Source organism: Larkinella harenae, assembly GCF_054780515.1.
This window is the reverse complement of the sequence record NZ_BAAGWE010000002.1, coordinates 295536-320548: the sequence shown is the minus strand read 5'-3', so window position 1 is coordinate 320548 and position 25013 is coordinate 295536. Positions and strand designations below refer to the sequence as shown.

27 protein-coding genes are annotated in these 25013 nt (G+C 51.0%); 14 read left to right on the top strand and 13 right to left on the bottom strand.

The annotated features are described in order from the left end of the window. The first annotated feature begins 116 nt into the window (after positions 1-116). From ACYVH9_RS12725 to ACYVH9_RS12700, 6 genes are all read left to right on the top strand, one after another. The gene (locus tag ACYVH9_RS12725; protein ID WP_460636733.1) at positions 117-593 is read left to right on the top strand and encodes a hypothetical protein; all 477 of its coding nucleotides are present in this window, start codon (positions 117-119) and stop codon (positions 591-593) included. 45 nt (positions 594-638) lie between these two features. After that, positions 639-1004: a hypothetical protein gene (locus ACYVH9_RS12720; protein WP_460636732.1), complete on the top strand. Its 366-nt coding sequence runs from the start codon at positions 639-641 to the stop codon at positions 1002-1004. A 110-nt stretch (positions 1005-1114) separates the two neighbouring features. Continuing rightward, positions 1115-2770, top strand: a complete 1656-nt coding sequence (locus tag ACYVH9_RS12715) for an ArnT family glycosyltransferase (protein ID WP_460636731.1) — start codon at positions 1115-1117, stop codon at positions 2768-2770. Positions 2771-2775: 5 nt separating this feature from the next. Next, positions 2776-3720, top strand: a complete 945-nt coding sequence (locus ACYVH9_RS12710; RefSeq protein ID WP_460636730.1) for a glycosyltransferase family 2 protein — start codon at positions 2776-2778, stop codon at positions 3718-3720. A gap of 4 nt (positions 3721-3724) precedes the next feature. Beyond that, on the top strand, positions 3725-4600 hold the full coding sequence (locus ACYVH9_RS12705) for a lysylphosphatidylglycerol synthase transmembrane domain-containing protein (RefSeq protein WP_460636729.1): 876 nt from the start codon (positions 3725-3727) through the stop codon (positions 4598-4600). Then, positions 4597-5565, top strand: a complete 969-nt coding sequence (locus tag ACYVH9_RS12700; protein ID WP_460636728.1) for an SDR family NAD(P)-dependent oxidoreductase — start codon at positions 4597-4599, stop codon at positions 5563-5565. Before ACYVH9_RS12705 ends, ACYVH9_RS12700 begins: the two co-directional genes overlap by 4 nt. 4 nt (positions 5566-5569) lie before the next feature. On the opposite strand, the gene meaB is transcribed toward ACYVH9_RS12700, so the two are convergent. The 7 genes from meaB to ACYVH9_RS12665 form a co-directional block, all read right to left on the bottom strand. Then, a complete protein-coding gene (gene meaB / locus ACYVH9_RS12695) occupies positions 5570-6550 on the bottom strand; it encodes a methylmalonyl Co-A mutase-associated GTPase MeaB (RefSeq protein ID WP_460636727.1) in 981 nt (326 codons plus the stop codon). An 82-nt stretch (positions 6551-6632) separates the two neighbouring features. Next, positions 6633-7310: a 2-C-methyl-D-erythritol 4-phosphate cytidylyltransferase gene (locus tag ACYVH9_RS12690; protein WP_460636726.1), complete on the bottom strand. Its 678-nt coding sequence runs from the start codon at positions 7308-7310 to the stop codon at positions 6633-6635. Between the two features lie 78 nt (positions 7311-7388). Beyond that, entirely contained in the window at positions 7389-8432 is a 1044-nt protein-coding gene (gene queA / locus ACYVH9_RS12685; protein WP_460636725.1) for a tRNA preQ1(34) S-adenosylmethionine ribosyltransferase-isomerase QueA, read from the bottom strand. Between the two features lie 180 nt (positions 8433-8612). After that, positions 8613-8984: a hypothetical protein gene (locus ACYVH9_RS12680; RefSeq protein WP_460636724.1), complete on the bottom strand. Its 372-nt coding sequence runs from the start codon at positions 8982-8984 to the stop codon at positions 8613-8615. Positions 8985-9125: 141 nt separating this feature from the next. Then, complete coding sequence (locus tag ACYVH9_RS12675) at positions 9126-9785, bottom strand: 3-keto-disaccharide hydrolase (RefSeq protein WP_460636723.1); 660 nt, start codon at positions 9783-9785, stop codon at positions 9126-9128. A 115-nt stretch (positions 9786-9900) separates the two neighbouring features. Continuing rightward, the gene (locus tag ACYVH9_RS12670; protein ID WP_460636722.1) at positions 9901-10458 is read right to left on the bottom strand and encodes a hypothetical protein; all 558 of its coding nucleotides are present in this window, start codon (positions 10456-10458) and stop codon (positions 9901-9903) included. A gap of 19 nt (positions 10459-10477) precedes the next feature. Next, on the bottom strand, positions 10478-11977 hold the full coding sequence (locus ACYVH9_RS12665) for an acetyl-CoA carboxylase biotin carboxylase subunit (protein ID WP_460636721.1): 1500 nt from the start codon (positions 11975-11977) through the stop codon (positions 10478-10480). Between the two features lie 173 nt (positions 11978-12150). On the opposite strand from ACYVH9_RS12665, the gene ACYVH9_RS12660 reads away from it, so the two are divergent. After that, entirely contained in the window at positions 12151-13461 is a 1311-nt protein-coding gene (locus ACYVH9_RS12660; protein ID WP_460636720.1) for an aminotransferase class I/II-fold pyridoxal phosphate-dependent enzyme, read from the top strand. Between the two features lie 156 nt (positions 13462-13617). Beyond that, positions 13618-13797 carry a histone H1 gene (locus ACYVH9_RS12655; RefSeq protein ID WP_460636719.1) on the top strand — a complete coding sequence of 60 codons (180 nt, stop codon included), beginning with the start codon at positions 13618-13620 and terminating at the stop codon, positions 13795-13797. A gap of 81 nt (positions 13798-13878) precedes the next feature. On the opposite strand, the gene ACYVH9_RS12650 is transcribed toward ACYVH9_RS12655, so the two are convergent. Further along, complete coding sequence (locus tag ACYVH9_RS12650) at positions 13879-14286, bottom strand: MaoC family dehydratase (protein ID WP_460636718.1); 408 nt, start codon at positions 14284-14286, stop codon at positions 13879-13881. A gap of 19 nt (positions 14287-14305) precedes the next feature. Then, on the bottom strand, positions 14306-14737 hold the full coding sequence (locus ACYVH9_RS12645) for a YybH family protein (protein WP_460636717.1): 432 nt from the start codon (positions 14735-14737) through the stop codon (positions 14306-14308). A gap of 189 nt (positions 14738-14926) precedes the next feature. On the opposite strand from ACYVH9_RS12645, the gene ACYVH9_RS12640 reads away from it, so the two are divergent. Continuing rightward, entirely contained in the window at positions 14927-15802 is an 876-nt protein-coding gene (locus ACYVH9_RS12640) for a diacylglycerol/lipid kinase family protein (protein ID WP_460636716.1), read from the top strand. Between the two features lie 33 nt (positions 15803-15835). Further along, positions 15836-16186, top strand: coding sequence for a translation initiation factor (locus tag ACYVH9_RS12635; RefSeq protein ID WP_460636715.1), 351 nt, complete (start codon positions 15836-15838; stop codon positions 16184-16186). Positions 16187-16270: 84 nt separating this feature from the next. On the opposite strand, the gene ACYVH9_RS12630 is transcribed toward ACYVH9_RS12635, so the two are convergent. After that, on the bottom strand, positions 16271-17767 hold the full coding sequence (locus ACYVH9_RS12630) for a peptide MFS transporter (protein ID WP_460636714.1): 1497 nt from the start codon (positions 17765-17767) through the stop codon (positions 16271-16273). 137 nt (positions 17768-17904) lie between these two features. Between ACYVH9_RS12630 and ACYVH9_RS12625 the strand changes: the two genes are divergently transcribed. Then, a complete protein-coding gene (locus ACYVH9_RS12625; RefSeq protein ID WP_460636713.1) occupies positions 17905-18543 on the top strand; it encodes a peptidoglycan DD-metalloendopeptidase family protein in 639 nt (212 codons plus the stop codon). Here the strand turns inward: ACYVH9_RS12625 and ACYVH9_RS12620 are convergent. Continuing rightward, positions 18540-19118 carry a hypothetical protein gene (locus ACYVH9_RS12620; RefSeq protein WP_460636712.1) on the bottom strand — a complete coding sequence of 193 codons (579 nt, stop codon included), beginning with the start codon at positions 19116-19118 and terminating at the stop codon, positions 18540-18542. The two genes, ACYVH9_RS12625 and ACYVH9_RS12620, sit on opposite strands and share 4 nt — an antisense overlap. A 116-nt stretch (positions 19119-19234) precedes the next feature. Between ACYVH9_RS12620 and ACYVH9_RS12615 the strand changes: the two genes are divergently transcribed. Together ACYVH9_RS12615 and ACYVH9_RS12610 are read left to right on the top strand one after the other, a co-directional pair. Beyond that, a complete protein-coding gene (locus tag ACYVH9_RS12615; RefSeq protein WP_460636711.1) occupies positions 19235-19963 on the top strand; it encodes an SIMPL domain-containing protein in 729 nt (242 codons plus the stop codon). A 45-nt stretch (positions 19964-20008) separates the two neighbouring features. Next, positions 20009-20968, top strand: a complete 960-nt coding sequence (locus tag ACYVH9_RS12610; protein WP_460636710.1) for a polysaccharide deacetylase family protein — start codon at positions 20009-20011, stop codon at positions 20966-20968. On the opposite strand, the gene ACYVH9_RS12605 is transcribed toward ACYVH9_RS12610, so the two are convergent. Then, the gene (locus ACYVH9_RS12605) at positions 20969-21703 is read right to left on the bottom strand and encodes a potassium channel family protein (protein WP_460636709.1); all 735 of its coding nucleotides are present in this window, start codon (positions 21701-21703) and stop codon (positions 20969-20971) included. It lies immediately after the preceding gene. 81 nt (positions 21704-21784) lie between these two features. Further along, positions 21785-22381, bottom strand: coding sequence for a DUF4136 domain-containing protein (locus ACYVH9_RS12600; protein ID WP_460636708.1), 597 nt, complete (start codon positions 22379-22381; stop codon positions 21785-21787). A gap of 155 nt (positions 22382-22536) precedes the next feature. Between ACYVH9_RS12600 and ACYVH9_RS12595 the strand changes: the two genes are divergently transcribed. Further along, on the top strand, positions 22537-25002 hold the full coding sequence (locus ACYVH9_RS12595; RefSeq protein ID WP_460636707.1) for a zinc-dependent metalloprotease: 2466 nt from the start codon (positions 22537-22539) through the stop codon (positions 25000-25002). The last annotated feature ends 11 nt before the right edge of the window (positions 25003-25013 follow it).

The window sequence follows — 25013 nt, the reverse complement described above, 5'->3', positions numbered from 1 at the left end:
CGTAACGGCATGGCAATCTGCTGCGTAACCGGGAACGGAGCTGGTGCTCGATTTCATAACTTTTTCCTGCGTTGGTGGTTATACTGGTATGGTCTTTACAACCAACGAACAACGGTATGGAAAAGGATAAAGAAATAAACGAACGGGATATTGCTGCGATTGACAACCGCCACCGTTTAGAGCAGGAAGACTCAGCCAATGCCATGGATAGCCGGGAAATCAACGATGGCGAAGATGGCCGAAACGACCGGTTCATGGGCAGTATCGATATGGATAGCGCAAACGGTTTGCTGCGTTTCAACGATAGCGACGATCAGAACAACAGCCCGGCTGAAGATATAACGGAAGAAGGCCAGAAGAGTATTGTAAGCTCTGGTCCTACCACCAATTCATCGACGGTTGATGTAACAACGCATGGCCCGGATGATTACGCTTCGGCCAAAGACGTAGCGGTTCCGAATGCGCAGCAGGAAGCCAAAGAGCAGGCGCAGGACGATCAGGAATCGGAAGAAGAGCAGGCGAAGACGCAGGAAAATACCGAGGAGGATGTGGCGCATACTGGCACCTCAACCGAACATAAACCAGTTTATTAACCTTTGCTACCGGTTGTAATTGGTAGCACTTAACTCAACCATGTTATGAGCGTTTCAAGCAATTCAAGAAAAGAAAATACGGAATCATACGCGGCCAAGCAGATGCGAAGCACGATGGGCGTCGCACCCGCATTGGACCACCTGGCGAAGCCAGAACAGGTAGGACGGGATTTGCCATCTGATATCAATCAATCGAATGACATTGACCCGCAAGATGTCTTGCCAATTGACACGGAGCCGAATCCGGCTCAAAACGATGCAAGGGATCATGATACAGAGCTCGTGGAAGTCACGGACGAGTCATTGGCCCGCGACGAGGATACCGGTCTTTCAGATGATCAGTGGGAAAGAGACCGTACGGTCAGAAACGAGCGGGACCGCGATACGGGAGAGTACATCCAGCCGTCGTAAGGTGAAATTTGCACTTTTTTAAGCCCACCTCGTGTGGGCTTTTTTGTTGACCGGCTATTATTCCCGACCGTTGGCGCGGACGGATAACAAATCCGTTCTACCTTTGCGGCATGCAAATTCCGATTTTCCAGCGGCCGGCTTTCTGGCAACTGCTTAGTGTGGTCCTGCTGCTTCCGGCGCTCTTTTCGTATTTGGGTTACCTGCCTTTGGATACTGGTTCTGATGAACCACGCCGGGCGCTGGTAGCGCTGGAGATGATTTTGTCCGGTGATTACCTGACGCCGACGCTCAACGGTGAACTGTATTTTAATAAACCGCCCCTTTATAACTGGCTGATTGCAAGTTCATTTCATCTCTTTGGTGATTATTCCTCATTTGCTTTGCGCTTTCCGATGGCGGTTTCGCTGCTGCTGTACGGAGCGACGATTTACGGGCTTGTAAAACCCCATCTTGGCCAACGCGTTGCGTTTGCAGCCGCCCTGATGCTGGTGACCAACACCCGGATTTTATTGTACGATTCAATGCTCGGGCTGATTGACATCACCTTCTCCTGGCTGACCTACGCGGCTTTTATTCTCGTCTATAATTTTGACAAAAAGCGGAATTACTGGGCTTTGTTTTTGACAACATACCTGCTAACGGCGCTCGGCTTTATGATGAAAGGGTTGCCATCACTGGTGTTTCAAGGGTTGACGTTGCTGGCTTATTTTCTGTACACCAAACAGTTCTGGCGGCTCTTTCATCCGGCGCATTTTGTGAGTGTTGGGCTGTTTCTGCTGATCGTCGGCAGTTATTATTGGGCTTACTTTGACCGAAACCACATTCCTCCGGAGAAAATCGCAACGGTTTTGTTCGACGAAAGTGCGAAACGGACGGTAGTACAGTTTGGTATTGGCGAAACGTTGCTGCACATGCTCACGTTTCCGTTCGAGATGATCTATCATTACGCCCCCTGGATGTTCATGGTGGTGCTGCTGTTTCGGAAAGGAGTGTTCAGGGAGAAGAAAACGGCTACAACCACGGAATCGGCGCTGGTTACCGGACAGCCGTTCATTCTTTTCAATGCGGTTATTTTTCTGGTAAACTTCGTTATTTACTGGTCATCTCCGCAGGTGTATGCCCGATACCTGCTGATGCTGCTGCCGTTGTTGTTTACGGTTTTTGCGTACATCTATTACGAACGAACCGACCCTGCCGACTGGCGACGCCGGGGGTGGGAACTGCTCCTGGGAACGGTGCTGGTGGTGGTCACCCTGGGGGCCTGGGTACCCGTTTTTCATCCTGAAACACAGAGCATACCGGGCCTGTGGTGGAAATGCAGCCTGATGTTTATCGGGCTGGCCTTTATAACGTATCATTATATCCGGCAGTCCCAGCATCGTCTGATTATTCTGATCGCTTTTCTGGCTGTGTTCCGGAACGGTTTCAACTGGCTGGTGATTCCGCCCCGGCTGGCTCACCGACAGGAATACAAAGACTCTTCCGAAAGAGTCGCCCGGCAATCGCTCGGGAAACCGCTTTATAGCTACAAACAGACCATTGGCGACGACGGACAGACCGACGTCAATAGTTTTCATATTGAAGCGGTTCGGGGCGAAATTCTGCGAAAAACCGACCAAAAGATCCCTAACGCCCTTTACATTGCCGACTCGGCCAGCCTGGTTGGCGAACGGTACCAAACTCTTTCCGAATTTGACTTGTTTGACAGACAGCCGGTCAAGTTAATTCAATTCTACTCTACCGATCCGATTGATTCCCAGCCATAACGTGTATGCAGCCGTATTTATCCATTGTTGTTTGTGTTTATAACGAAGAAGGTAATATTTTCCCGATGATTGAGCAGCTGGAACGTTCGCTGATCGGGTATGATTTTGAAATTGTTTACGTCAACGACGGTTCGTCGGACCGGACGCTGGCGGAGTTGAAATCTGTGCATAACGAACGACTGGTTGTGGTCGATTTGCAAACGAATTATGGACAGAGTCTGGCCCTGGCCGCCGGAATCGACGTGGCCCGGGGGCAGTACATTGTCACGATGGATGGAGACTTGCAGAACGATCCGGCGGATATTCCGATGATGCTCCAAATGGCAGAAGAAGGGGACTTCGACCTGGTTGCGGGCATTCGTGCAAACCGCCAGGACGGAGCTTTGTTGCGCAAATTACCAAGCCGGATTGCCAACTGGATCATTCGGCATACGTCGGGGGTACACCTGAAGGATTATGGGTGTGCTTTGAAGGTATTTCAGGCCGATTTGGCTAAAAATCTCGGGTTGTACGGTGAGTTACACCGGTTTATACCGGTATTGGCCCGGCTGGAAGGTGCCCGGATGACGCAGGTTGATGTGCAACACCACCCACGCCGGATCGGGCAGTCGAAATACGGTTTGGGCCGAACTCTGAAAGTGGTCAGCGATCTGATTCTGATGTTGTTCATGAAAAAATACCTCCGCAAACCGATGCACCTTTTCGGAAACTGGGGGCTGGTTTCGCTGGCCGTGGGCTTACTGGTGAATGGCTATTTGCTTGTTCAGAAACTGATGGGGCACGACATCTGGGGGCGCCCGCTACTGATTTTGGGGACGATTCTGGTGCTGGCGGGTATTCAGTTGATTACGTTCGGGTTGATGACCGAGTTGCAGATGCGAACGTACTACGAATCGCAGGGCAAAAAACCGTACAAAATCCGGCGAATTTACAAAACCGAGCTGGTCTGATCGTATGCCCAAGTACCTGAAAACGGCTCTAAAGATAGCGTTGTCGGTTTTATCACTCTGGCTCGTATTTCGGAAAATAGACCCTGCGCAGGTTTGGGCGGTTTTGTCGCGCGCTCAGGTGGGCTGGCTGATGGTGGCAACGGTTTTATTCATTCTGTCGAAAATTGCTTCTGCCGAGCGTTTACTGGTGTTATTTACCCGGATTGGGCTTCCTCTGCACCGCCTTCCGAACCTGAAACTGTACTGGCTGGGAATGTATTACAACCTGTTTCTGCCGGGCGGAATTGGCGGAGACGGGTATAAAGTGTATTTATTGAACCGATTAACGGGAACACCCGTTAAGGCATTAGTGGCCGCTACCGTACTCGACCGGCTGATCGGTTTGTTGCCGCTGGTCTACGCACTGGTGGTGTTCGTTGTGTTGGTACCTGCGGTTTCCGATTGGGCTGGTTTTGAAATAGGGTGGTGGTGCCTGGTGGTCGTTCCGGTTGCTCATGGGGTTGGCAAATTGCTGGTCCGTCGGTTCATGCCCCGGTTTTATTCCGCTTTTGAACGCTCTGTCGGATGGTCCGTACTGGTTCAGGGTTTTCAACTGCTGCAAATTTTAACCTTGTTGCGAGCGATTGCAACACCGGGCCAACCTGAAGCGTATTTGTTATTATTCCTGGTTTCGTCGGTGGTGGCTACCATTCCGTTTACGATTGGTGGTGCTGGGGCGCGGGAATTGACATTTTTACTGGGTGCCCAGGCGCTGGAGTTGCCTGCTGATGGGGCCGTTGCGGTTAGCTTGTTGTTTTACAGCATCACGGCTGTGGTTTCATTAACCGGCCTGGTGTACAGTTTTCAATCCTCATCATTAACCAAAGAACTTAGTTCATGACGATACTACTGACGGGTGGAGCCGGTTTTATCGGTTCCAATCTGGCCGAACAACTTTTGAACGAGGGGCATCGGGTGGTCTGTCTCGACAGTTTGGATGCTTATTACGATCCGAATAGTAAGTGGGAAAATGTACGGCAAAGCCTGAATCATCCCGAATACCAATTCCACCAGGGCGACATCCGGGACGCTGCTTTGGTGGGAACTTTATTTGAAACAAACGCATTCGATGCGGTGATTCATTTGGCTGCGCGGGCGGGCGTCCGTCCTTCAGTGCAAGATCCGGCTCTATATTATGATGTGAACGTAAACGGAACGCTCACGTTGTTGCAGGCTATGCAGCAGTTTGGTGTATCAAAAATGGTATTTGCTTCTTCGTCATCGGTTTACGGGGATTCTCCACGTGTACCATTTGATGAAACCGACACCGCCGACCGGCCTCTGTCGCCGTATGCGGCTTCCAAACGCGCTGCAGAATTGTTGTGTCATACATTCCATCACCTATACGGTTTTGATATTTTCTGCTTGCGGTTTTTCACCGTATACGGTCCGCAACAGCGTCCGGAAATGGCCATCAGCCAGTTCACGGATCATATCATCAATGGCAAACCCATTAACGTTTTTGGTGATGGTTCAACCGCTCGAGATTATACGTACGTCAGTGACATTGTCAACGGGATCATTCAATCCCTGGTGAATCTGAACGGGTACGAAGTGCTGAATATTGGTGGTTCTGATCCGATTTCGCTGGCTGGCTTGATCCAGGTAATTGAACAAGCAGTGGGGGTGCCTGCCCAGATCAACCGCCTGCCCATGCAGCCTGGCGATGTTCAGCAAACGTACGCCCGCATCGAAAAAGCGTCACAACTGATTGGGTATCGGCCTTCCATCCAAATTGAAGCCGGAATTCGACAGTTTGTGGAGTGGTACCGGACCAGGCAGGCGGCAGGGTTGGTTGCCCAGTAAAGATTTAGCGGCCAAAATCTATCAGTTGCCGGGCGGCCTTTACCGGCAATATTTCCCCTTTTCGCACGGCTGCTTCCGCTTCCTGCAATCGTTCCTGCATGCCGGGCTGGCTGAAAAACCGTGCTTCCACTTGTTGCCGCAGTGTGCTGTGTAACCAGTCTAGGTTCTGTTGCCGACGCTTTTGATTCCGAAAACCGTTTTGAATAAGTTGATTCTGGTGATCGATGATCACCTGCCAAAGTTCCGCAATACCGTGTTTCTGCAAAGCCGAACAGACAAGGACCGGCGGATTCCAGTTGGTCGGGCCGGGCGGGAAGAGGTGCAGGGCGTTCTGGTACTCGATACGGGCCCGGTCGGCAGCGGCCCGATTATCGCCGTCGGCTTTCGTGATGGCAATGGCGTCGGCTAGTTCCATAATGCCGCGCTTCATGCCCTGCAATTCATCGCCCGCACCGGCCAGCATCAGCAATAGGAAAAAATCGACCATTCCGTGCACAAGCGTCTCGGATTGGCCAACGCCCACCGTTTCAATCAAAATAATTTCAAAACCAGCGGCTTCGCAGAGCAACATCGTTTCCCGCGTCCGGTTGGCAACTCCACCCAGCGATCGACCCGCCGGTGAAGGACGAATGTAAGCCAGCGGGTCTACGGAAAGTGTCTCCATGCGGGTTTTATCACCCAGAATGCTGCCTTGTGAGCGCTGGCTTGTTGGATCAATCGCCAGCACCGCAATTTTTTTTCCCTGTGCGGTTAAATGCTTTCCGAAGGTTTCAATGAATGTGCTCTTTCCGACTCCCGGAGCACCCGTAATACCGACTCGGATTGACTGACCGGTTTGTGGTAATACCTGTTCCAGTACATGCAAAGCCAGCTCCTGGTCGCTCTCCAACTGGCTTTCAACCAGTGTGATAGCGCGGCTGAGTACCAGCCGATCACCGGAACAAATGCCGGAAATGTAGTAATCGGGTGCAAGTCGGCGCATCAAACGAAGAAGGGCTTACGAGTTTGTCTGCTTCAGTTGTAACAGAATTCTGTCGATTGAAAAACGGCGGCCCACCGAAATGGGTTTACGGTTTTTTTAATGCCTGTTCTGCCCAGCTTAAATCCTCCGGAGTTGTGATTTTAATGTTTTCGTACGACCCCTCGATGAGCGTGATCGAATGCCCGGCGTATTCGACAACACTGGCACAGTCGGTGAAAAATGGCTGTTCTGCCGCCTGAAAAGCGTTCCGGAAAACCGCCAGACGGAAAGTTTGGGGCGTTTGCACCAGCCGGTACTGCGTACGATCCACCGCCTGGTTGCTACCGTCCGGGCGAACAAGGCGGGCGGAGTCTTTCAGGGCAACGCAGGTAACAGCGCTACCAGTCCGGTCGGCGGTGTCAAAGCTGTTGCGGATGATCTCCGGGCTCACGAAGGGCCGAACACCATCATGAACGGCTACCAGGCCATCCTCTGCCTGAATTTGCGCCAGTCCGTTCCGAACCGATTGAAATCGCGACGCACCACCCGGCGTAACCAAAACGACTTCGTCAAACGAATACTGGCGGCACAGGTCCTGCCAAACCGGAATCTGTTGCGTTGGTAAAGTCAGGATGATTTGTAAATCAGGAGAATACAGTTGGAATTGTCGGACGGTGTGCATTAAAATCGGTAGTCCGCCAATGGGCAAAAACTGCTTTGGCTGGTTGGCTCCCATCCGGCTGCCACTTCCTCCGGCGACAATAATGGCAAAACGATTGTGCATAAAATGGGAAGAAAGAAAAAAGACAAGAGAGAAAGCGGCATAACCGGCTTTCCACCCTTGTCTTTCGTTTCTTGTCTATCAAAGAATCAGCATGGCGTCGCCGTAGCTGAAGAATCTGTATTTTTCCTGAATAGCAACTTCGTAAGCTTGCTTAATCAGGTCGTAGCCCCCAAATGCGCTGGTCATCATGATCAGAATCGATTCTGGCAAGTGAAAATTGGTCAGCAGGGCGTTGGCGATTTTAAAATCGTAGGGTGGGAAAATAAACCGGTCCGTCCAGCCGTCAACGGGTTTCAGCCGACCATTGGCCGATACCGACGATTCGATGGCTTTCAGAGAGGTAGTACCTACGGCACAAACGCGCTTTCCTTTTTCCAGCGCTTCATTGACAATCGTAGCCGCCGGGTCGGTGATGGAGTAATTTTCCGAATCCGTTTTGTGTTTGGTCAGGTCTTCCACATCCACCGTACGGAACGTTCCCAGGCCTACGTGCAACGTAATCGGTGCAAAGTGAATGCCCTTGATTTCCATGCGCTTCATGATGGTTTTCGTGAAGTGCATACCCGCCGTTGGAGCTGCTACAGCGCCAATATGCTGCGCAAAGATGGTCTGATAACGATCGCGGTCGGCATCCTCCGTTTTCCGCTTGATCTCGCGCGGCAGCGGAGTTTCCCCCAACTCATCAATGGCTTTCATGAATTCTTCATGCGATCCTTCGAATAAAAACCGGATGGTCCGGCCGCGGGAAGTTGTATTGTCAATGACTTCCGCCACCAGGTCGCTGTCACCAAAATACAGCTTGTTGCCTACCCGAATTTTCCGGGCTGGATCAACCAGAACATCCCACAACCGCATTTCACGGTTTAATTCGCGGAGCAGAAAAACTTCAATTTTGGCACCGGTTTTTTCTTTATTACCGTATAGCCGAGCGGGAAATACCTTGGTGTTGTTGATCACCATCACATCGCCGTCATCAAAATAGGACAGGATGTCGGAGAACTGTTTGTGTTCGATGGTTTTGGTTTTCCGATCAACAACCATCAGCCGCGCTTCCCCACGATCGGGCGGATACAAGGCAACTAGACTTTGGGGCAAGTCGAACCTAAATTCGGACAGCTTCATACGGTCAAAAAAAGAGCTTTCTCTAAAAAGAGCGCAAAATTAGCAAAAAACAGTTAGTAGATGAAGTCGAACGTACCTTCGTATTTTCCAGGAGAATACGAAAATTTTGTTCGGGCCACCGGCAAATATACATTGCAAGGGGGGGCGATTGCAAGTATATCCGTGTAAACGGTGTCTCGACTACTGTTGATCGGCATCCATTCCGACGGAGTGAATGGGCTGTACGGCCCCGTCCGTGTTGGTTTCCGGCCGTTCGGCAATCGAAAATTTTTGCATCAGTTCCGCCGTTACCTCGTTGGCATACGTTCCCTGTGCGGATACAAAAACGCCTTTCATTCCATTGGCGGTTGAAATGGCATACAGTGTCATTTCATCACCAGGGTCCGATGTTCCTTCGAAGCGGTGGAACTCGTCGACGTTGAATTCTTCACTTTTGAGTTTAAGACCGGTGCCGCTTTCTTCCAGATAATCCCGCTTCGGTTTAAAATCGTGGGTGTAGCCGCGTTCGCGCAGGCTTTCCATGGCTTCTGTCAGGGTTTCAAAATGGTGCATGGCGTTTCGAGTTTGTGAATACCATTAGAAACCAGCAATTGGGGAAGATGTTTTTTTAATGATGAATTATGGACGACGAAGGCGGCACGTGTACGCGCATGGATTTTAGGTACTCATCGTCCATAATTCACCTGTCCGCGGTTAGTCTGGCAATACTTTTACCATGATGTCTTTGTAGTAAACTTTGCTTTTGGGATCGTGGGCCTGCAGGGCAAAGGTACCGCTGCTGATCTTGCGCTCGGCCATGTCTTTGGGGCGTTCCACACCGTCGGGCTCGGTATATTCGTTTACCACCTTGTCGTTGATTTTGATGGTTACTTTTTTGCCCTGAACCATGATTTCTTCCGTATACCATTCATTGTCTTTGACATACGTTTCTTTTACATCCTGAATGGCATACAGGCTGGCGGTCCGGCGCCAGTCGGTGTGAGAGTTGTTTACCTGCACTTCAAACCCCTTTTTAGGCCAGCTCTCCTCCTGATACTGCGTGTGGAAGTACATGCCGGAGTTGGCACCGGGCAGGGTCATAACCTTGGCTTTAAACTGAAAGTTTTTGAAGTTATGATTCTGGACCGGCCCCACGTAGAAAAGATGCGCTACCGGACCGTTGACTGCAATGGCTCCGTCTTCAATTTTGAACGAATCGGCATTTTTGCCAACTTTCCAACCGTCGAGTGATTTGCCGTCAAAGAGACTGATCCAGCCTTTGCCCTCTTTCGATGTCGAGGATTTGGGGGCCGACGATTTGGAGCAGGCTCCCAGCACGACCGATAGACAGCAAACTAATAAGAAGTTTTTCATAGGAATCACTTGGAAGAGAAGTTTAGTTTCCGGCACTAAATTAAAAAACCGTTGCAATAATCTAGTCTTATCTGCCAATTGTTCTATTCAGTTGACGGGAGTTTTCCGTACAAGGTTACTCAAAACGGCCAACGACTTGTAACAGCCCAATCAGTAACCCCATGATACCCAAGGCAACGGCCAGGGCAATACCCCGTTCTTTGAGAGCCATGCTTTCAGACACTTGCTGTTGGAAAATAAGTTCGAAAACCGCCCGTAGTACCGACTGATTCAACCACAAAATCAGGACCAGCAGCACCAGACAGGTACTGGCAACCGTCAGGGCACCGACGGAAATCTGGTAAGCCAGATCGACCACGATAATATTCAGCAGAATCGGGAGGAGGAGGACGGTTCCAATCAATTTTGTTTTTTCCCAGAGCAAAAGCCAGGCACCGACCACCTGCGAAAGTCCAATGAAGACGATATAACCGGTTGAATACCCAAAAAAAGTCCACGCCAACTGAAAACCGTTGGCCTCGGCCAAGGGTATAGAGGCTACGTCGGCCGGAAAATGGCCGGGCCTGAAAAACTGATGGCCGATCGTTTTTGCCCATCCATACAGGTTGAGAATCAGAAAAACGTAGTACCGGGCTGCGAGTTCCAGATAAACCGTCCAGTTTCTAGTAAGCATAGGTTTCTGGGGAAAGCTGTTAACGAAATCGTCGTTCTTTCCACTGGCTTTTTTTTCCTTCGTTCACCATGGCATTGGAATTGACTGCTGGCTGGCTGTCTTTGAAGAGCCAGGCTGCCAAAACACCCGCCAACTGGAATTCTTCCGGATTGCTCTCCGGTTTTAGCTGATCGGGCGTAAAGTAGTGATTGACAAAGTGTGTGTCGAACTGACCCGAGCGGAAGGCGTCGTGCTGCATGACAAACCGGCAGAACGGCAGCGTCGTTTGGACGCCCGTTATCCGGTATTCATCAATCGCCCGAATCATTTTTTCGATCGCTTCCTGGCGAGTAGCGCCTGTGGCTACCAGCTTGGCGATCATCGGGTCATAATAAATCGGAATGGCCATGCCCTGCTCAAAACCGTCGTCGACCCGGATACCATTGCCTTGCGGACGCACGTACGTTTCGAGCGTCCCTACGTCGGGTAAAAAGTTGTTGGCCGGGTCTTCGGCATAAACCCGGATTTCAATGGCATGACCGTTGATGCTTACATCTTCCTGTCTGATGGGCAGCGGTTTTCCTTCGGCAATATGAATCATCTGTTTCACCAGATCGATTCCTGTGATCTGTTCCGTCACCGGGTGTTCAACCTGGAGCCGGGTGTTCATTTCCAGAAAGTAAAAATTTAGCTGATCATCCACGATGAATTCGACGGTTCCGGCTCCGTAGTAGCCGCAGGCCCGCGCTACCTCAACGGCACAACGTCCCATTTCGGCCCGGATTTCCGGCGTCAGGACCGATGAAGGCGCTTCTTCCACCACTTTCTGGTGCCGACGCTGGATAGAACATTCGCGTTCGAAAAGATGAATGATGTTACCGTGCTGGTCGCCCAGCACCTGAATTTCGACGTGCCGGGGCGAGGTGACGTACTTCTCAATAAAAACTGATCCGTCGCCGAACGCCGAGGTGGCCTCGCTCACGGCGCGCTCCATGCCTTCGTCAAAATCCGCTTCCTGCTCCACAATCCGCATGCCTTTGCCTCCGCCCCCCGCGCTGGCTTTGATCAGAATGGGGTAGCCGATCTGGGCGGCCGTTTGCTTGGCCGCTTCCCGATCGGTAATGGCTTCGGGGGTGCCCGGCACCATCGGAATGTTGTAGGCCGCAACCGCGGCTTTAGCAGCCAGTTTGCTCCCCATGATTTCGATCGACTCCGGCGAGGGACCGACGAAAATCAGCCCGGCATTGCGGACGGCCTGGGCGAAAGCGGCATTTTCCGATAAAAAACCGTAGCCGGGGTGAATGGCGTCAGCGCCGGTTTGGTGGCAGACCTCAATAATGGTGTCGGTTCGTAAATACGATTCGGAGGAAGGGGCGGGGCCTACACAAACCGCTTCGTCGGCATAGCGAACATGGGGCGACTGTCGATCAGCTTCGCTGTAAATGGCAACGGTGCGGATGCCCATTTCGCGCGCCGACCGCATGATTCGCAGCGCAATTTCACCCCGGTTGGCAACTAAGAGTTTTCGGATGGAAGTCATGATCAAAAGTCGAAAGACAAGAATCGAAAGTCAATAGGCAAGTAAGAAACATGGGGAAATTTAACTCGGTGGTACGCAACCCTTTTTTACGGTTTGCCAATGAACCAATTTCATTTACTTTTGTATTTATATAGTTAATAAACTCATTATAAACCGATATAAAGCAAAGTAAAGTGGATTTATTTGAGAAATTACGCACCAACCTCGGACCCATCGGTTCGTCATCCAGAGAGCTGAACGCACACCATTATTTTGCATTTCCGAAGCTGGAAGGCGAATTAGGGCCCCATATGATGTTCCGCGGCAAGAAGATGCTGAACTGGAGCCTGAATAATTACCTGGGGTTGGCCAATCATCCGGAGGTTCGAAAAGTGGACGCCGAAGGTGCTGCTGAGTGGGGGCTTGCGTACCCGATGGGTGCCCGCATGATGTCAGGAAATTCGGATTTGCACGAGGAGTTGGAAAAACAACTGGCGACGTTTGTCGGGAAAGAAGATGCGTTTTTGCTCAACTACGGTTATCAGGGCGTTATGTCGGCTATCGAAGCCCTGGTTGATCACCGGGATGTAATTGTGTACGATGCCGAATGCCACGCGTGTTTGATTGACGGTATTCGTTTGCACAAAGCCAAACTGGGCGAATACTACAAATTCAACCATAACGATATCAACAGTCTGGAGAAGAATTTACAACGCGCTACCAAAAAAGCCGCCGAAAAAGGGGGCGGAATCCTGGTCGTCACAGAAGGCGTTTTTGGGATGTCGGGCAAAGTGGGTTGTCTGAAGGAAATTGTCGAGTTGAAGGATAAGTATGAATTTAAAATACTGGTCGACGATGCACACGGTTTTGGTACTATGGGACCAACGGGGGCCGGTGTCGGCGAAATGCAGGGTTGCCAGGATGGAATCGACCTGTACTTCTCGACGTTTGCCAAATCGATGGCGGCCATCGGTGCCTTTATCGCCGGTGACCACGATATTATCATGTACCTGAAGTATAACATGCGGTCGCAGACGTACGCCAAAGCGTTGCCAATGCCGTATGTGGTGGGGGCGATGAAACGTCTTGACCTGATCAAGCAGCATCCGGAGCTGCGCGAAAAGCTGTGGCAGAACGTACGGGCCATGCAGGACGGTCTGCGCGCACGCGGCCTGAACATTGGCGAAACAACTTCGCCCGTAACGCCAGTTTTGTTGCAGAGTGAAGGCGGTATTCCGGAAGCAACGGCGCTGGTGCGCGACATGCGGGAGAACATGGGAATTTTTTGCTCAATTGTTGTTTACCCGGTTGTGCCGAAAGGGGTCATTATGCTGCGAATCATTCCGACGGCGGCTCACTCGCTCGATGATGTAGAATATACCTTGAATGCCTTCAGTGAAGTATCCGATAAATTGGGTCGTGGCTTTTACCGAGAAAGTGCCCTGAATGGGCTAGGAGAAGCGGTTCTGGTGCCCTCAGAAGTGGCAAAAACGATAGCTGAATGACCGTTTAGTAAGGAATTGGGGTTTATTTGGACTTTTCCAACGTTTTTTTTGGGGAATCTCTTGCGCTGAATCAGAGAATGCGTATATTTCGTCAAAAACGCGGTTTTTGAGCGTTTTAAGGCATTTTTCACAACTTAAAACCCATTACGAATAGTTATGGCACGCTTTGATGAAATAAAAAATCTGGTCCTGTCTTTGGAAGGCGATTTTGAAAAATTTTATGACAAAGGCAACCAGGCTGCCGGTACACGCGTACGCAAAGGCATGCAGGATCTGAAAACGTTGGCGCAGAATATCCGTTCTGAAGTTCAGGATCAAAAAAATGCGAAAGAATAAGCATCCAATCGACACCAACCAAAAAAGCCCGGCAATCGCCGGGCTTTTTTGATGTACGGGAAGGGCCGTTTTTCAATAAATCTACCCTGTTTTGTACATCAGGGTGGCAACTCCACGCGTGGTTATTTTGCCGGTTTTGCCATCTTTGATTTCGGTTGACACTTCTGCCGTGTTTTTGTCGGCATTCATCGAGATCACGGTGAAAACCGCTTCGTAGTCGAGCTCAACAAACATCGGACGTAAAAACTCAAGCGTCTGCTTCAGATACACCGAACCAAACCCCGGAAACTCAGTTCCCAATACTTTCGTAAAAACGCTGGCACCGAGCATCCCGTGGATGATGGGGCGTTTGAACGGCGTTTGACTGGCAAACGCCGGATCCAGGTGTAACGGGTTGTTGTCGCCGGTCACCCGCGCAAAAGCTTCTACGTCAGACTGCGAAAATTGGAAAGTGTGCCGGTGAACGGCATTTAGTTCAAACGGTGTCATAGTGGAAAAAAAACAAAAATTAGCTGGAATGATCGCTCACAATGACCCACTGGCCCTTGATTTTACGCCAAAGTAACGTAAAATGCCCTTCGGCATCGCCCACTTTGGGGCGGGTCAGGTGAAATTTGCCAATTACATACGCAGCATCATTGGCTATAAACTCCAGTTTCAGGATGGTAAATTTAAGCGTTCCCATCGACGCCCGGTCGGGATACCGGCGTTTGTAGTTACTCAGGGTGGCCTCATAACCGTAGGTAACGCCTACTTTGCCAACAAACGTCAGGGAGTCGGATCGCCAGTAGCCGTTCATGAAAGCCGTTGTATTCCCCGCATTCCAATCCCGCGTTTGGCGGTCCAGAATACCCAGAATCGCTTTCCGATCGGTGGATGTCTGGGCGTGAGCCAGCGAAATCGTCAACAAAAAAAGAAGGATGCTGTACAGAGTTTTCATTTATATGCCGAACTTTGATGAAGCAACTCGGAAGGAAGGATAGACGGGCGAGTCGAAAAATTTCCCAATAGTAATGAATAAAATCCGCAAATTTTACGAAGAATATAAGCCGTACATCTTTTCTGATGGCTGGTATTATGTTTTTATCCTCATATTCATTCTATTTCTGTTTATCTTCTTTTCCTGACCGTGGCACAGACGACGTTGCTCGCGATTGTCAATCCCTTATCAGGTACGGCTACTGTTCGACACAAAGAGGAGTGGGTTAATTTCCTGCTGAAAAAAGCCGCTGAAGCGGGGTTTACGCCCGAAGCCGTATTTACGCAACGTCCGGGACACGCAACCGAATTAGCCGTGGAGGCCGTTCGCAAGGGAATCCGCCGGGTAATTGTTATCGGGGGCGACGGAACCATGAACGAAACGGCCCGGGCATTGCTTCATACGGCAACGGCTTTGGGCATCGTGCCGGTGGGATCAGGCAACGGACTGGCCCGGCATCTGGGGCTGCCGCTTGATCCACGAACAGCCATTGGACGGGCCATCAATGGGCGCCCCGTTGTTATCGACAGCGGCCGGATCAACGATTATCCGTTTTTTTGTACAACCGGAATGGGATTTGACGCTTACGTTGCGCAGGCGTTTGCCCGGCAGCCGGTTCGGGGGTTATCAACGTACATCCGAACGACCTACCGGGCGCTTATGACGTACCAGCCTGATGTCTACCAGGTTGATAATCAGGATGCCCGTCTTTTTTCGTTGACGGTTGCCAACGCCGGGCAGTTTGGCAACAATGCGTGGATTGCTCCGGGCGCCAATGTGGCCGACGGGCTGCTGGATGTGTGTCTGCTGAAGCCGTTCCCGCGCAGTGCCGCTGGCCTGCTGGTGTGGCGGTTGTTTACGAAAACGCTTGATCAGTCGGATTATCTGACGGTGAAACCCTTGCGTTCGCTGGTGGTGAAGGGCGAAAAACCGTTGCTGATTCATATCGATGGCGAGCCACTGCAACTGGCGACGGATACGGCGACGGTACAGGTGGTGCCGTCGAGTTTGCTGGTAATTCGGTAATTTTGTGAATGACCAGTCCAGTATCGAAGAAAGATGAGCAAGAAGACGAACAGCAATAAATCGCGCTCCGGGATTGTTTACTCAACAGACCCGGACTTTACGTACCAAGCTGGGGACGAAGAAGGCCCCGACACCTTGAAACCCGCGCAGCAAAATCTAAAAATCTGGCTTGATCGAAAGGGTGGAGGTAAAATTGTAACGGCTGTCCGGGATTTTATTGGCACGGAAGCCGACTTATCCGACTTGGCAAAACAACTGAAAACCGTTTGTGGCTCCGGCGGCTCTGCCAAGGATGGCGAAATCCTGATTCAGGGCGATCACCGCGATAAAGTATTAGCCTGGCTAATCAGCAAAGGCTATAAGGGCAAGAAAGCAGGAGGATAAGGCGGTAAGAATGAAGCGTTAAAAGGTACAAGTCAGCTCCGCAGGAAAAGGCGTCGGTCTACTCTTTTAACGCTTCATTTCTACCTAGTTAATGCCACCCAGCCATTTTTTCAGAGTTTTTGAAAAGAGCAGGATAAGCAGGGCAAAACCGAAGCTGAAATAAACGACACTCATAAAGAGTTCGGGCATTTGCTGAACGTTTTCTTCATCAAAACCGCCCGCGAACAACCCGGCGATCAGGTTACCGAGCGAGGTGCCGACGAACCAGATACCCATCAGCTGACTGACGTAACGCTTAGGTGCCAGCTTAGTGAATGAACTCAAGCCAACCGGGCTTAAGCAAAGCTCGCCCAGGGTATGGAATAAATACGTGAATGTCAGGAAGATGGGGGAGGTGAGCTGGCCAGTCAGCGCGATTTTCGAAGCAACCACCATAACCAGATACCCCAATCCTAACAAAACGAGGGCCACGACGAATTTCAGGTGGGGCGCCGGATTTTGATTACGGTTTCCCAGGAAAATCCAGAGGCTGGCCAGAATGGGGGAGAAGATCAGAATAAAAGCCGGGTTGAAGTTCTGAAACCAGCTCGACGGCATTTGCCAGCCGAAAAAATTCAGGTCGGTGTAACGGTCGGAGAAAATCTGGAGCGATGATCCCTGCTGTTCGAAACCGGCCCAGAAAATGGCCGATGCAAGGAAGAAAACAAACAGAACACCCACCCGCTTTTTCTCGACGGTGGTCAGGCCGCCCGCCAGCAGAATGAACAGAAAGTACCCCACTGCCGTCAGGGCAATGATAATACCGGCACCCTTGGCGAGGCCCTGTGCCGTTGTCAAGTCCAGAAAACCCGTCAATTGCAGCACCGCCAGGATGGCGATCAGGCCAATCAGAAAAAACAGACTCCGGTTTTGGCCCCCTTCAGCGGTTTTTGCGCCGGTTTTGACGGGAACGTTGCCGTAATCGCTCAGGTATTTTTGGCCGAAAATCCGGAAGACAATCAGACCCAGAAACATGCCTACCGCAGCCGCTCCAAACCCGTAATGCCAGCCTACCTTCTGCCCCAGGTAACCAACAATGGTGATACCCAGAAAAGAGCCCATATTGATACCCATGTAAAAAATGGAGAATGCTGCGTCGCGTCGCGCCCCGCCTTCAGGATAAAGTTCGCCGACGATGGAACTGATGTTGGGTTTGAGCAATCCTGTTCCGAGCGCTACCGTGCCCAGACCGAAGAAAAATAGCGTGCTCCCGCCCGGAATCGCCAGTAGAATGTGCCCCAGCATGATGATAATACCGCCGTACCAGATGGATTTTCGCTGGCCGAAAATATTGTCGGCAATCCAGCCGCCGGGTAAAGACAGGAGGTAAGCCGATGCCGTGTATAAACCATAAATGGCCGCTCCTTCGGATTCGCTGAGCGCCATGCCCCCCCGAACGTTGTCGATCAGAAAGAGCAGCAGAATGGCCCGCATACCGTAATAGCTGAACCGTTCCCACATTTCGGTAAAAAACAGAACGTAAAGGCCGGTTGGGTGTTTTGTTGAGATTGGGGCGCTTGGAGCGGCTACTGTATCTTGCATTCGAAAGGTTCGGTTGATGAGTATTTCGTTAATTAAAACGGATGTTGATCCGTAAAAAGCACATTAAATATAACGGATGCACCGGAATCTCCCAAAAGTTGATAGGTTATCTACGAAACTGACCAAATGCGTATTTTATGATTTTGCCCTTTGATTTTCGAACCGATCCCTACCTGACGCTGGACTTTACGGTTGACAACCCGGATCTTACCGGGTTGGACCTGGCTGATACGGCGGCATTTACAGCCTACGTTTTTGGGAAGCTTCGAGGGGGCGGAGCTGCCGTAGGCGTTGGAGTGTACAACGAACACCGGGTCATTTACCGACGCAGTTCGCATTTCAATCAGACGGAAGAGCCGCGCTGCATTCACTTGGGAATTGACCTCTGGGCCGAAGCTGGAACGCCGGTATTTGCGGCCTTGGACGGGGTGGTGCACAGTTTTCGGGACAACAACCAGTTTGGCGATTACGGCCCCACCATCATTCTTGAACATCGGTGGGAGTCAGGTCCGCTCTATAGTCTGTACGGGCATCTCAGCCGCTCATCGCTGACCGGATTGAGCGAAGGAAAACCGGTGGCAGCGGGGCAAAAAATCGGTGAAATTGGCCCCTATCCCGAAAATGGTGACTGGCCGCCCCATCTTCATTTCCAATTAATGACCGACATGCTGGGTCATCAGGGAGATTTTCCGGGCGTTTGTTCACTGAAGGATCGGGAACGGTTTTTAGCCATTTGCCCGAATCCAAACCTATTGCTGGAAATTCCGGGGCTTTAGTTGTTTTCGGTGATGGAGATGGTAATGGTATGCGGGGCTGCTTCGTCACCACCAAAATACGGATAAAGGCGGTAGCGCGTGCTGCTTTGCACCGCCGTGCAGCCCCGGGCAATTATAGTTTCTTTGCCTTTGAAGGTGAAAACGTAATTGCTGCCGACGATGCTTAGCTGGAGATTCTCGGGCCGGTTCAATTCAAGGGTGCCCAGCTCTTCGGCGATGCGGATGCCGTTTCGGTAGCAGTAGGCATGAATACGCAGGGAATCATCGCGCCAATTCCAGCCGAAGCGGGCGCTGGACGTGTTGTGTTGTGAATCGCAGTCCGAAAAACCGTAGAGCTTGTTAATGTCGTATTGATTTTCGGCGAGTTTACTTTTATAAATAGCCGAATTGTCGAAAAGAACACTGAACGATAGCGTAGTTTTGCTGATGTAGGCAAAGGAACTGTTATCCGAATAATGCGACCCGGCTTTGATTCGGTAAACGGTGGTGACGGGGCCTGTAGGCTCTTGGGGTTGTTTTCTACAGCTCATCACGCCCGTCAACCCCGCCAGTATTAAAAGAACAAGAAAACGCATCTAATTCGTGAAACGATTCGTTAAATAGTAGCTTGTATAATCAAAAATAGAGGATTTTGCCAGAATTAAATACTCATTATCAGAAAACGTTGAAAACAAGTAACCATTTTATATCCATGCGTAAATTTTCAATTTTGATTTTGACCTTGCTGAGTATGTCAGCCGCTTTTGCCCAGGGAACCCAAACGCCTGATCTGCCAACCAATCGGATTGTCGTGCTGGGTGATGCGGAACTCGAATTGCCGGCCGATCGCGTCCGGGTGATCGTAACGCTTCAATACACCGATCCAACGGATGCCCAGAAGGCGTATGCGTCCCACCAGGCCGCTGAAAAACGGCTGGTAAAACTATTGAAGGATTACCAGATCGAAGAAAAAGATATTCGTTATACGTTGCTGCAGGTCCAGAAGAACCAGAATGATGTTTACCCCACCGGTGAACGGCGGCAGGAGGTCGTAACGATGCAGCAGGTTATTTTCGAGTTGAATAAACCGGAGCGCTACCCGGCGCTGCAACTAGCCTTGATCAACGCGAATTTCAACCGCTTTCAGGCCAGCTATCGTTCAACCAAAGAAGAAGAAAACAAAAACCTGGCCCTGGAGAAAGCCGTTGGCGTAGCCCGCGAAAAAGCGGTTGTTTTAGCCAAAGCAGCCGGGCGAACTCTAGGGTCGGTTCTGAGCGTGCGGGATACGGAAGAAACCGACCCGGTTTTCCAGAAGCGGTTTGGAACGGAAGCTGATTATTTGTCGGCACCCTATGCTGCCAGAGCTGATGGCAGTCTACTTGATATTCCGCAAACCATCCGGATTCCGGCGCAGGTGAAGGTAACGTTTGAGTTGCGGTAAGTCGGAGTTATAACAATTCGGATTGTTGACAGGTTGTCTCTTGCTATGATTCGACTGCTGGTGATCTTTTTGATGGTTTTTTGGTCGGTCCCCACATTTGGCCAACTGGCAGGCTACAAGGTTTTTTTCGGAATCACCACTGGTGCGCCCCGGCGAATTCTCCTGCGGCAATGGGAGGAGCAGGGAAAAATACGGTATTGGACCGTGAATCCGCTGACGCTGGAAACAGCTATTATCAGTCCGTCTGCCTCAACGATTCGGGCCGTCCCGTGGGTTAGCATTGAGCCGGAATTTGCCAATACGCCCTATGTAAGGGCGTTGCAGTTTGAGAAAAAACGCGACGGTTTCCTGCAAGATGCAGGAATCGAACGCGCTGATACCACTGAACGGGGATTCAGTCTGACCATTGACCTTTGCCCGTCGACCAAGCCGTTGACCCGATCGGTTTTTGAGCAACTGATAAGCGCTTTTGAACCGGAGGAAAAACCGATTCCGGTGACCATAACCATCACCGGTTTGTGGATACAGGCGCATCCGCAGGATCTGGCTTACCTGAAAACCCTGGCGAGCCGGGGCGACCTGAACATTACCTGGGTGAATCATTCATATCATCACCGCTACGATCCGCGCTTGCCGTTGCCGGTAAATTTCTTGCTGGAACCCGCTACCAACCTGAACGATGAGGTCCTGCTGAACGAGCAGGCCATGCTGCGCAACGGTTTGTTGCCGTCAGTTTTTTTTCGATTTCCGGGTTTGGTATCCGACAAGAGGGTTTTTGACCGGGTGCTGGCTTTCGGACTGCTACCCATCGGAAGTGATGCCTGGCTGGCCAAAAACCAGTCGCCCAAACAGGGGAGTCTGGTGTTGATCCATGCCAATGGAAACGAACCCCTGGGAATTACGGATTTTGTTCGGTTGATCCGGGAGAAAGCACCCGCCATTAAAAACAAGACGTGGTTGCTGTATGAGCTGCCGACCAGCTTGGCAGATGCTGAAAAGCGGTAGTTAGCGCATACGGTTTTCCAGTTCTTCGATTTTCTGACGCAACTCCCGAACCTCGTGGAGCAGGGTTTTTAGATCATTATCTTCTTTTTCCTGTTCCTGGTTCACGAAAAATTTGGCCAGGTAACCGGTAAACGTACCAAACAGGCCGACGCCAACCACCATCAACAAAGCCGCGATCAGGCGACCGGCGGTGGTGACGGGAAATTTGTCGCCGTAACCAACCGTTGTGATGGTCACGAAAGCCCACCACAAGGCATCTGATGGCGTTTTGATGTTGGATTCGGGCACGGTTTCTACGTTCAGGATCGCGATGGAAGCCGAAAGCATCAGCAAAACCGCAGTCAGCAAAACAACGGTCAGTGTTCCTTCGGCGCGGTTGCGAAACAGATAGGTTAGAAAAGAACGCGTGGAACGAAATGCCCGGATCATGGGCAAAATTCGGAGTATTCGCACCATGCGACCCCAGCGGAACCAGTCGAAAGCCGGGATACTCGACAATAAATCAATCCAGCCCCAGCGCATGAAGGCCCATTTGTCCTCGGCCAGGTAAAAACGCCGGGCAAAGTCATACAGAAAGAACAGGCATATGTAAAAATCAATCTGGTCCAGCAACTGATCGTTATCGGGCGAAAGTCGGACAACGGTCCTGACCAGCAGGGCAACCAGGACATAAATGGACAAAACCAGCACAATGATTTCGTGCCGACTCATCCGGTCTTGATTTTTCGAGTTCATGGAAATCAGATGATGTTTAGAGCCGTTAAAAAACCGTACCAGGTACTGGTACGGTTTTTATTGGTTAACGAAGAGGGCGTACTACGCAATTTTGACGGGGTATTCCCGCATGATTTTGTGAATTCCTTTGGCTACTTCTTTTTCAATACGAGAAGGGCTATCAACCGCTCCGGCAATGACTCCGCGCCAGATAAGTTGTTTGGTATGCGCATCAACAATATCCAGGATCAGCGTTCCTTCGGTGTATTGCGTGTTGTGGAAGCCCGTATTCCACTGGTAGGGCCAGTTGCCAAAACCGTACGGGAAATACCGCCAGCCACCCCGGAAACCGAACGGATAATACATGGGCGTCAGCGTGGGGCTGTTGGGCACCGACTGCGTTTTTTTCTCCGTGTAGGTATGAAATCCGACCAGCAAATCCGGGTTTTCGGGCAGCATGGTGATGTTTCGTTTGGCAAGTTCATCGGTTACCGTATGCTCAATGTTCTGGGTAATCAGCGGGCTGTTGTAAATCGGGTTTCTGCCGACCTGAATGTCCGGCGTACACCAGGCAAACGTTTTGTATTTACTGAAGTCGACGGAATGGTCAGAATCGGTAGTCACTCCCTGAGCATGTGAAGTGCTGTTGGCTGCTCCCAGGAGGAGCACAAAAACGGCAAAAGCAAGGATGCGTTTCATGGTCTTATCGTTTTAGCGGGAACATTAATGTTCTATGACCGAAAGGTGGGGCGTCAATATTAAGAAGGCTTGAAAATCATATTAAAGGTTCGTTAAACCGTCTCCAAACGGTATCGTAACTTTTTAGTATGTTTAAGGAACAAACCACAAAAGGAATGAAATTCCGCCTGCTCCTTTTTTACTTTCTGTTTTTTATTCGATTCGTACCAGCCCAGACGCCGGGATCTCCTGTGCCAACCATCGTAGCTTTTACCAACGGGATGGAAAAGCAGCCTGGTTTTTTGCCCTTTTATTGGGATGCCAAAAAAGGGAAGATCTGGCTCGAGATCGATAAGTTCGATAAAGAACTATTGTATTATCCATCCTTGGCATCGGGTATTGGATCAAACGACATCGGCCTGGACCGGGGGCGGCTTGGTCAGGAGCATATCATCAAATTTCAGCGCACTGGCCCGAAGGTATTGATGGTTGAACCCAACTACCAGTACCGGGCTATCAGCAACGATCCGCTTGAGCGTCGGGCGGTTGAAGAATCATTTGCGCAGTCGGTTCATTGGGGATTTGAAGTTGTGGCGGAAGAAGGAAACCGGGTCTTGGTTGATCTGACGCCTTTTTTGGGGCAGGATGCGGTCGGCGCTATTCAGGATATCAGCCGGACCCGGCAAGGAGTTTTTCGGTTGGATGCGAGCCGCTGCGCTCCCTATTTACCGCATTGCAAATCGTTTCCGCAGAATACCGAATTTGAAGTAACCATTACGCTGACGGGTGATTCGCCCGGCGGTTTTTTGCAATCAGTTGTGCCAACGCCAACGGCGGTTTCGATGCGGCAACATCATTCGTTTGTTCAATTGCCAGAGCCGGGGTATAAAGCCCGGGAATTTGATCCGAGGATTGGCTACGGTGGCATTGAGTTTTTTGATTATTCCACTCCGGTTAGTCAGCCGATCGTGAAAAAATACATTTCGAGACACCGCTTGGAAAAGAAAGACCCCAAAGCCGCTGTCAGCGAAGCCGTCAAGCCGATTGTGTATTACCTGGATCCTGGTACGCCCGAACCCATTCGGACCGCGCTGATGGAGGGGACCGCCTGGTGGAATCAGGCATTTGAAGCCGCTGGCTACAAAGACGCTTTTCAGGTTAAACTGCTGCCCGCCGATGCTGACCCGATGGATATTCGTTACAACCTGATCCAGTGGGTACACCGCTCCACGCGCGGCTGGTCGTACGGCGCCAGTGTTGTCGATCCACGAACGGGCGAAATCATCAAGGGGAAAGTCACGCTGGGTTCGCTGCGGGTTCGGCAGGATTATCTGATTGCGCAGGGGCTGGTCGGTCATTTTGACACGGATACCTCGCACGTGTCCGAAATGATGCATATGTCGCTCGACCGGTTACGGCAATTGGCCGCGCACGAAGTAGGCCATACGCTCGGTTTGCCCCATAACTACATTTCCAGTATTCAGAACCGGGCTTCGGTGATGGATTATCCGACCATGGTGGCCAAACTAAAGGGCGCTGCTATCGATCTGTCGGATGCGTACGCACTCGGTATCGGAGCGTATGACAAATGGAGTATTATCTGGGGATACCAGGATTTTCCGGCGGGAACCAACGAAAAACAGGAGTTGAATAAAATCGTTCAGCAAATGCACGCGAAAGGGTTGACGTTTCTTACCGACCAGGATGCCCGGCCCGAAGGGAGTGCGCACCCCGGTACGCATTTGTGGGACAACGGTTCGAATGCCGTGGATGAGCTGAAACGGACGCTGGATGTTCGAAAAAGGGCGTTGGCTAATTTCTCCGAGAAAAAGATTCCGGCCGGAACACCCTTGGCAACGCTGGAAGAAGTATTTGTGCCGATGTATCTCTTTCACCGGTATCAGGTAGAAGCGGCTGCCAAAGTGCTGGGGGGGCAAACTTACACGTATGCCCTGCGCGGGGACGGCCAGCCTATTTTATCAGTTGTGCCCGCCGACGAACAACGCCGGGCGTTGGATGCCCTTTTGGTCACAATTCAACCTGCGACGCTGGACGTACCGGCGTTTGTGCTGAAATCCATTCCTCCGCGTCCTTTTCGTTACCGGCCTAACCCGCGTGAGGTGTTCAAACGCCGAACGGGTCTTACCTTTGATCCGCTGGGGCCGCCGGAAGCCGCCGTGGGAATGACGCTGCGGTTGCTGCTAAATCCGGAACGTTGCGCGCGGCTGGTCCATCAGAAATTATTTGATTCCAAACAACTGGGCTTGGAGGAGGTACTGAATCGACTCGTTCAAACGGCTTATAGTCAGACCGCTAAAAAAACGTATGCGGGCGAAATTAGTCGGATGACGGGCCTGAAACTGACCGAACAACTAATTAGCCTGGCACAAAATAAAGACGCCGACGGCACAACCCGGGACCTGGCTCACCGTACCTTACAACGTATCAAGCAGATGACCAATCCTTCAGCCCTTGAGACAACTTACGGCTTGGTCAATCATTTGATTCGGCAGTACGAACAAAATCCGGGGCAGGTGACGACGGTTCCCGCGTTAACGCCCCCCGATGGAATGCCCATCGATCCCGGACAGGAATGGCTGGAAGGCTTGTTGGGCGAACCCGCTTGTGAATGGGTTAATTAACTTGGTTTAGG

Excerpts from the sequence above, each read along its gene's own strand:
- ACYVH9_RS12725 (WP_460636733.1), top strand. The coding sequence starts at position 117 with ATGGAAAAGGATAAAGAAATAAACGAACGGGATATTGCTGCGATTGAC.
- ACYVH9_RS12720 (WP_460636732.1), top strand. The coding sequence starts at position 639 with ATGAGCGTTTCAAGCAATTCAAGAAAAGAAAATACGGAATCATACGCG.
- ACYVH9_RS12715 (WP_460636731.1), top strand. The coding sequence starts at position 1,115 with ATGCAAATTCCGATTTTCCAGCGGCCGGCTTTCTGGCAACTGCTTAGT.
- ACYVH9_RS12710 (WP_460636730.1), top strand. The coding sequence starts at position 2,776 with ATGCAGCCGTATTTATCCATTGTTGTTTGTGTTTATAACGAAGAAGGT.
- ACYVH9_RS12705 (WP_460636729.1), top strand. The coding sequence starts at position 3,725 with ATGCCCAAGTACCTGAAAACGGCTCTAAAGATAGCGTTGTCGGTTTTA.
- ACYVH9_RS12700 (WP_460636728.1), top strand. The coding sequence starts at position 4,597 with ATGACGATACTACTGACGGGTGGAGCCGGTTTTATCGGTTCCAATCTG.
- ACYVH9_RS12690 (WP_460636726.1), bottom strand. The coding sequence starts at position 7,310 with ATGCACAATCGTTTTGCCATTATTGTCGCCGGAGGAAGTGGCAGCCGG.
- queA (WP_460636725.1), bottom strand. The coding sequence starts at position 8,432 with ATGAAGCTGTCCGAATTTAGGTTCGACTTGCCCCAAAGTCTAGTTGCC.
- ACYVH9_RS12680 (WP_460636724.1), bottom strand. The coding sequence starts at position 8,984 with ATGCACCATTTTGAAACCCTGACAGAAGCCATGGAAAGCCTGCGCGAA.
- ACYVH9_RS12675 (WP_460636723.1), bottom strand. The coding sequence starts at position 9,785 with ATGAAAAACTTCTTATTAGTTTGCTGTCTATCGGTCGTGCTGGGAGCC.
- ACYVH9_RS12670 (WP_460636722.1), bottom strand. The coding sequence starts at position 10,458 with ATGCTTACTAGAAACTGGACGGTTTATCTGGAACTCGCAGCCCGGTAC.
- ACYVH9_RS12665 (WP_460636721.1), bottom strand. The coding sequence starts at position 11,977 with ATGACTTCCATCCGAAAACTCTTAGTTGCCAACCGGGGTGAAATTGCG.
- ACYVH9_RS12655 (WP_460636719.1), top strand. The coding sequence starts at position 13,618 with ATGGCACGCTTTGATGAAATAAAAAATCTGGTCCTGTCTTTGGAAGGC.
- ACYVH9_RS12650 (WP_460636718.1), bottom strand. The coding sequence starts at position 14,286 with ATGACACCGTTTGAACTAAATGCCGTTCACCGGCACACTTTCCAATTT.
- ACYVH9_RS12645 (WP_460636717.1), bottom strand. The coding sequence starts at position 14,737 with ATGAAAACTCTGTACAGCATCCTTCTTTTTTTGTTGACGATTTCGCTG.
- ACYVH9_RS12635 (WP_460636715.1), top strand. The coding sequence starts at position 15,836 with ATGAGCAAGAAGACGAACAGCAATAAATCGCGCTCCGGGATTGTTTAC.
- ACYVH9_RS12630 (WP_460636714.1), bottom strand. The coding sequence starts at position 17,767 with ATGCAAGATACAGTAGCCGCTCCAAGCGCCCCAATCTCAACAAAACAC.
- ACYVH9_RS12625 (WP_460636713.1), top strand. The coding sequence starts at position 17,905 with ATGATTTTGCCCTTTGATTTTCGAACCGATCCCTACCTGACGCTGGAC.
- ACYVH9_RS12620 (WP_460636712.1), bottom strand. The coding sequence starts at position 19,118 with ATGCGTTTTCTTGTTCTTTTAATACTGGCGGGGTTGACGGGCGTGATG.
- ACYVH9_RS12615 (WP_460636711.1), top strand. The coding sequence starts at position 19,235 with ATGCGTAAATTTTCAATTTTGATTTTGACCTTGCTGAGTATGTCAGCC.
- ACYVH9_RS12610 (WP_460636710.1), top strand. The coding sequence starts at position 20,009 with ATGATTCGACTGCTGGTGATCTTTTTGATGGTTTTTTGGTCGGTCCCC.
- ACYVH9_RS12605 (WP_460636709.1), bottom strand. The coding sequence starts at position 21,703 with ATGAACTCGAAAAATCAAGACCGGATGAGTCGGCACGAAATCATTGTG.
- ACYVH9_RS12600 (WP_460636708.1), bottom strand. The coding sequence starts at position 22,381 with ATGAAACGCATCCTTGCTTTTGCCGTTTTTGTGCTCCTCCTGGGAGCA.
- ACYVH9_RS12595 (WP_460636707.1), top strand. The coding sequence starts at position 22,537 with ATGAAATTCCGCCTGCTCCTTTTTTACTTTCTGTTTTTTATTCGATTC.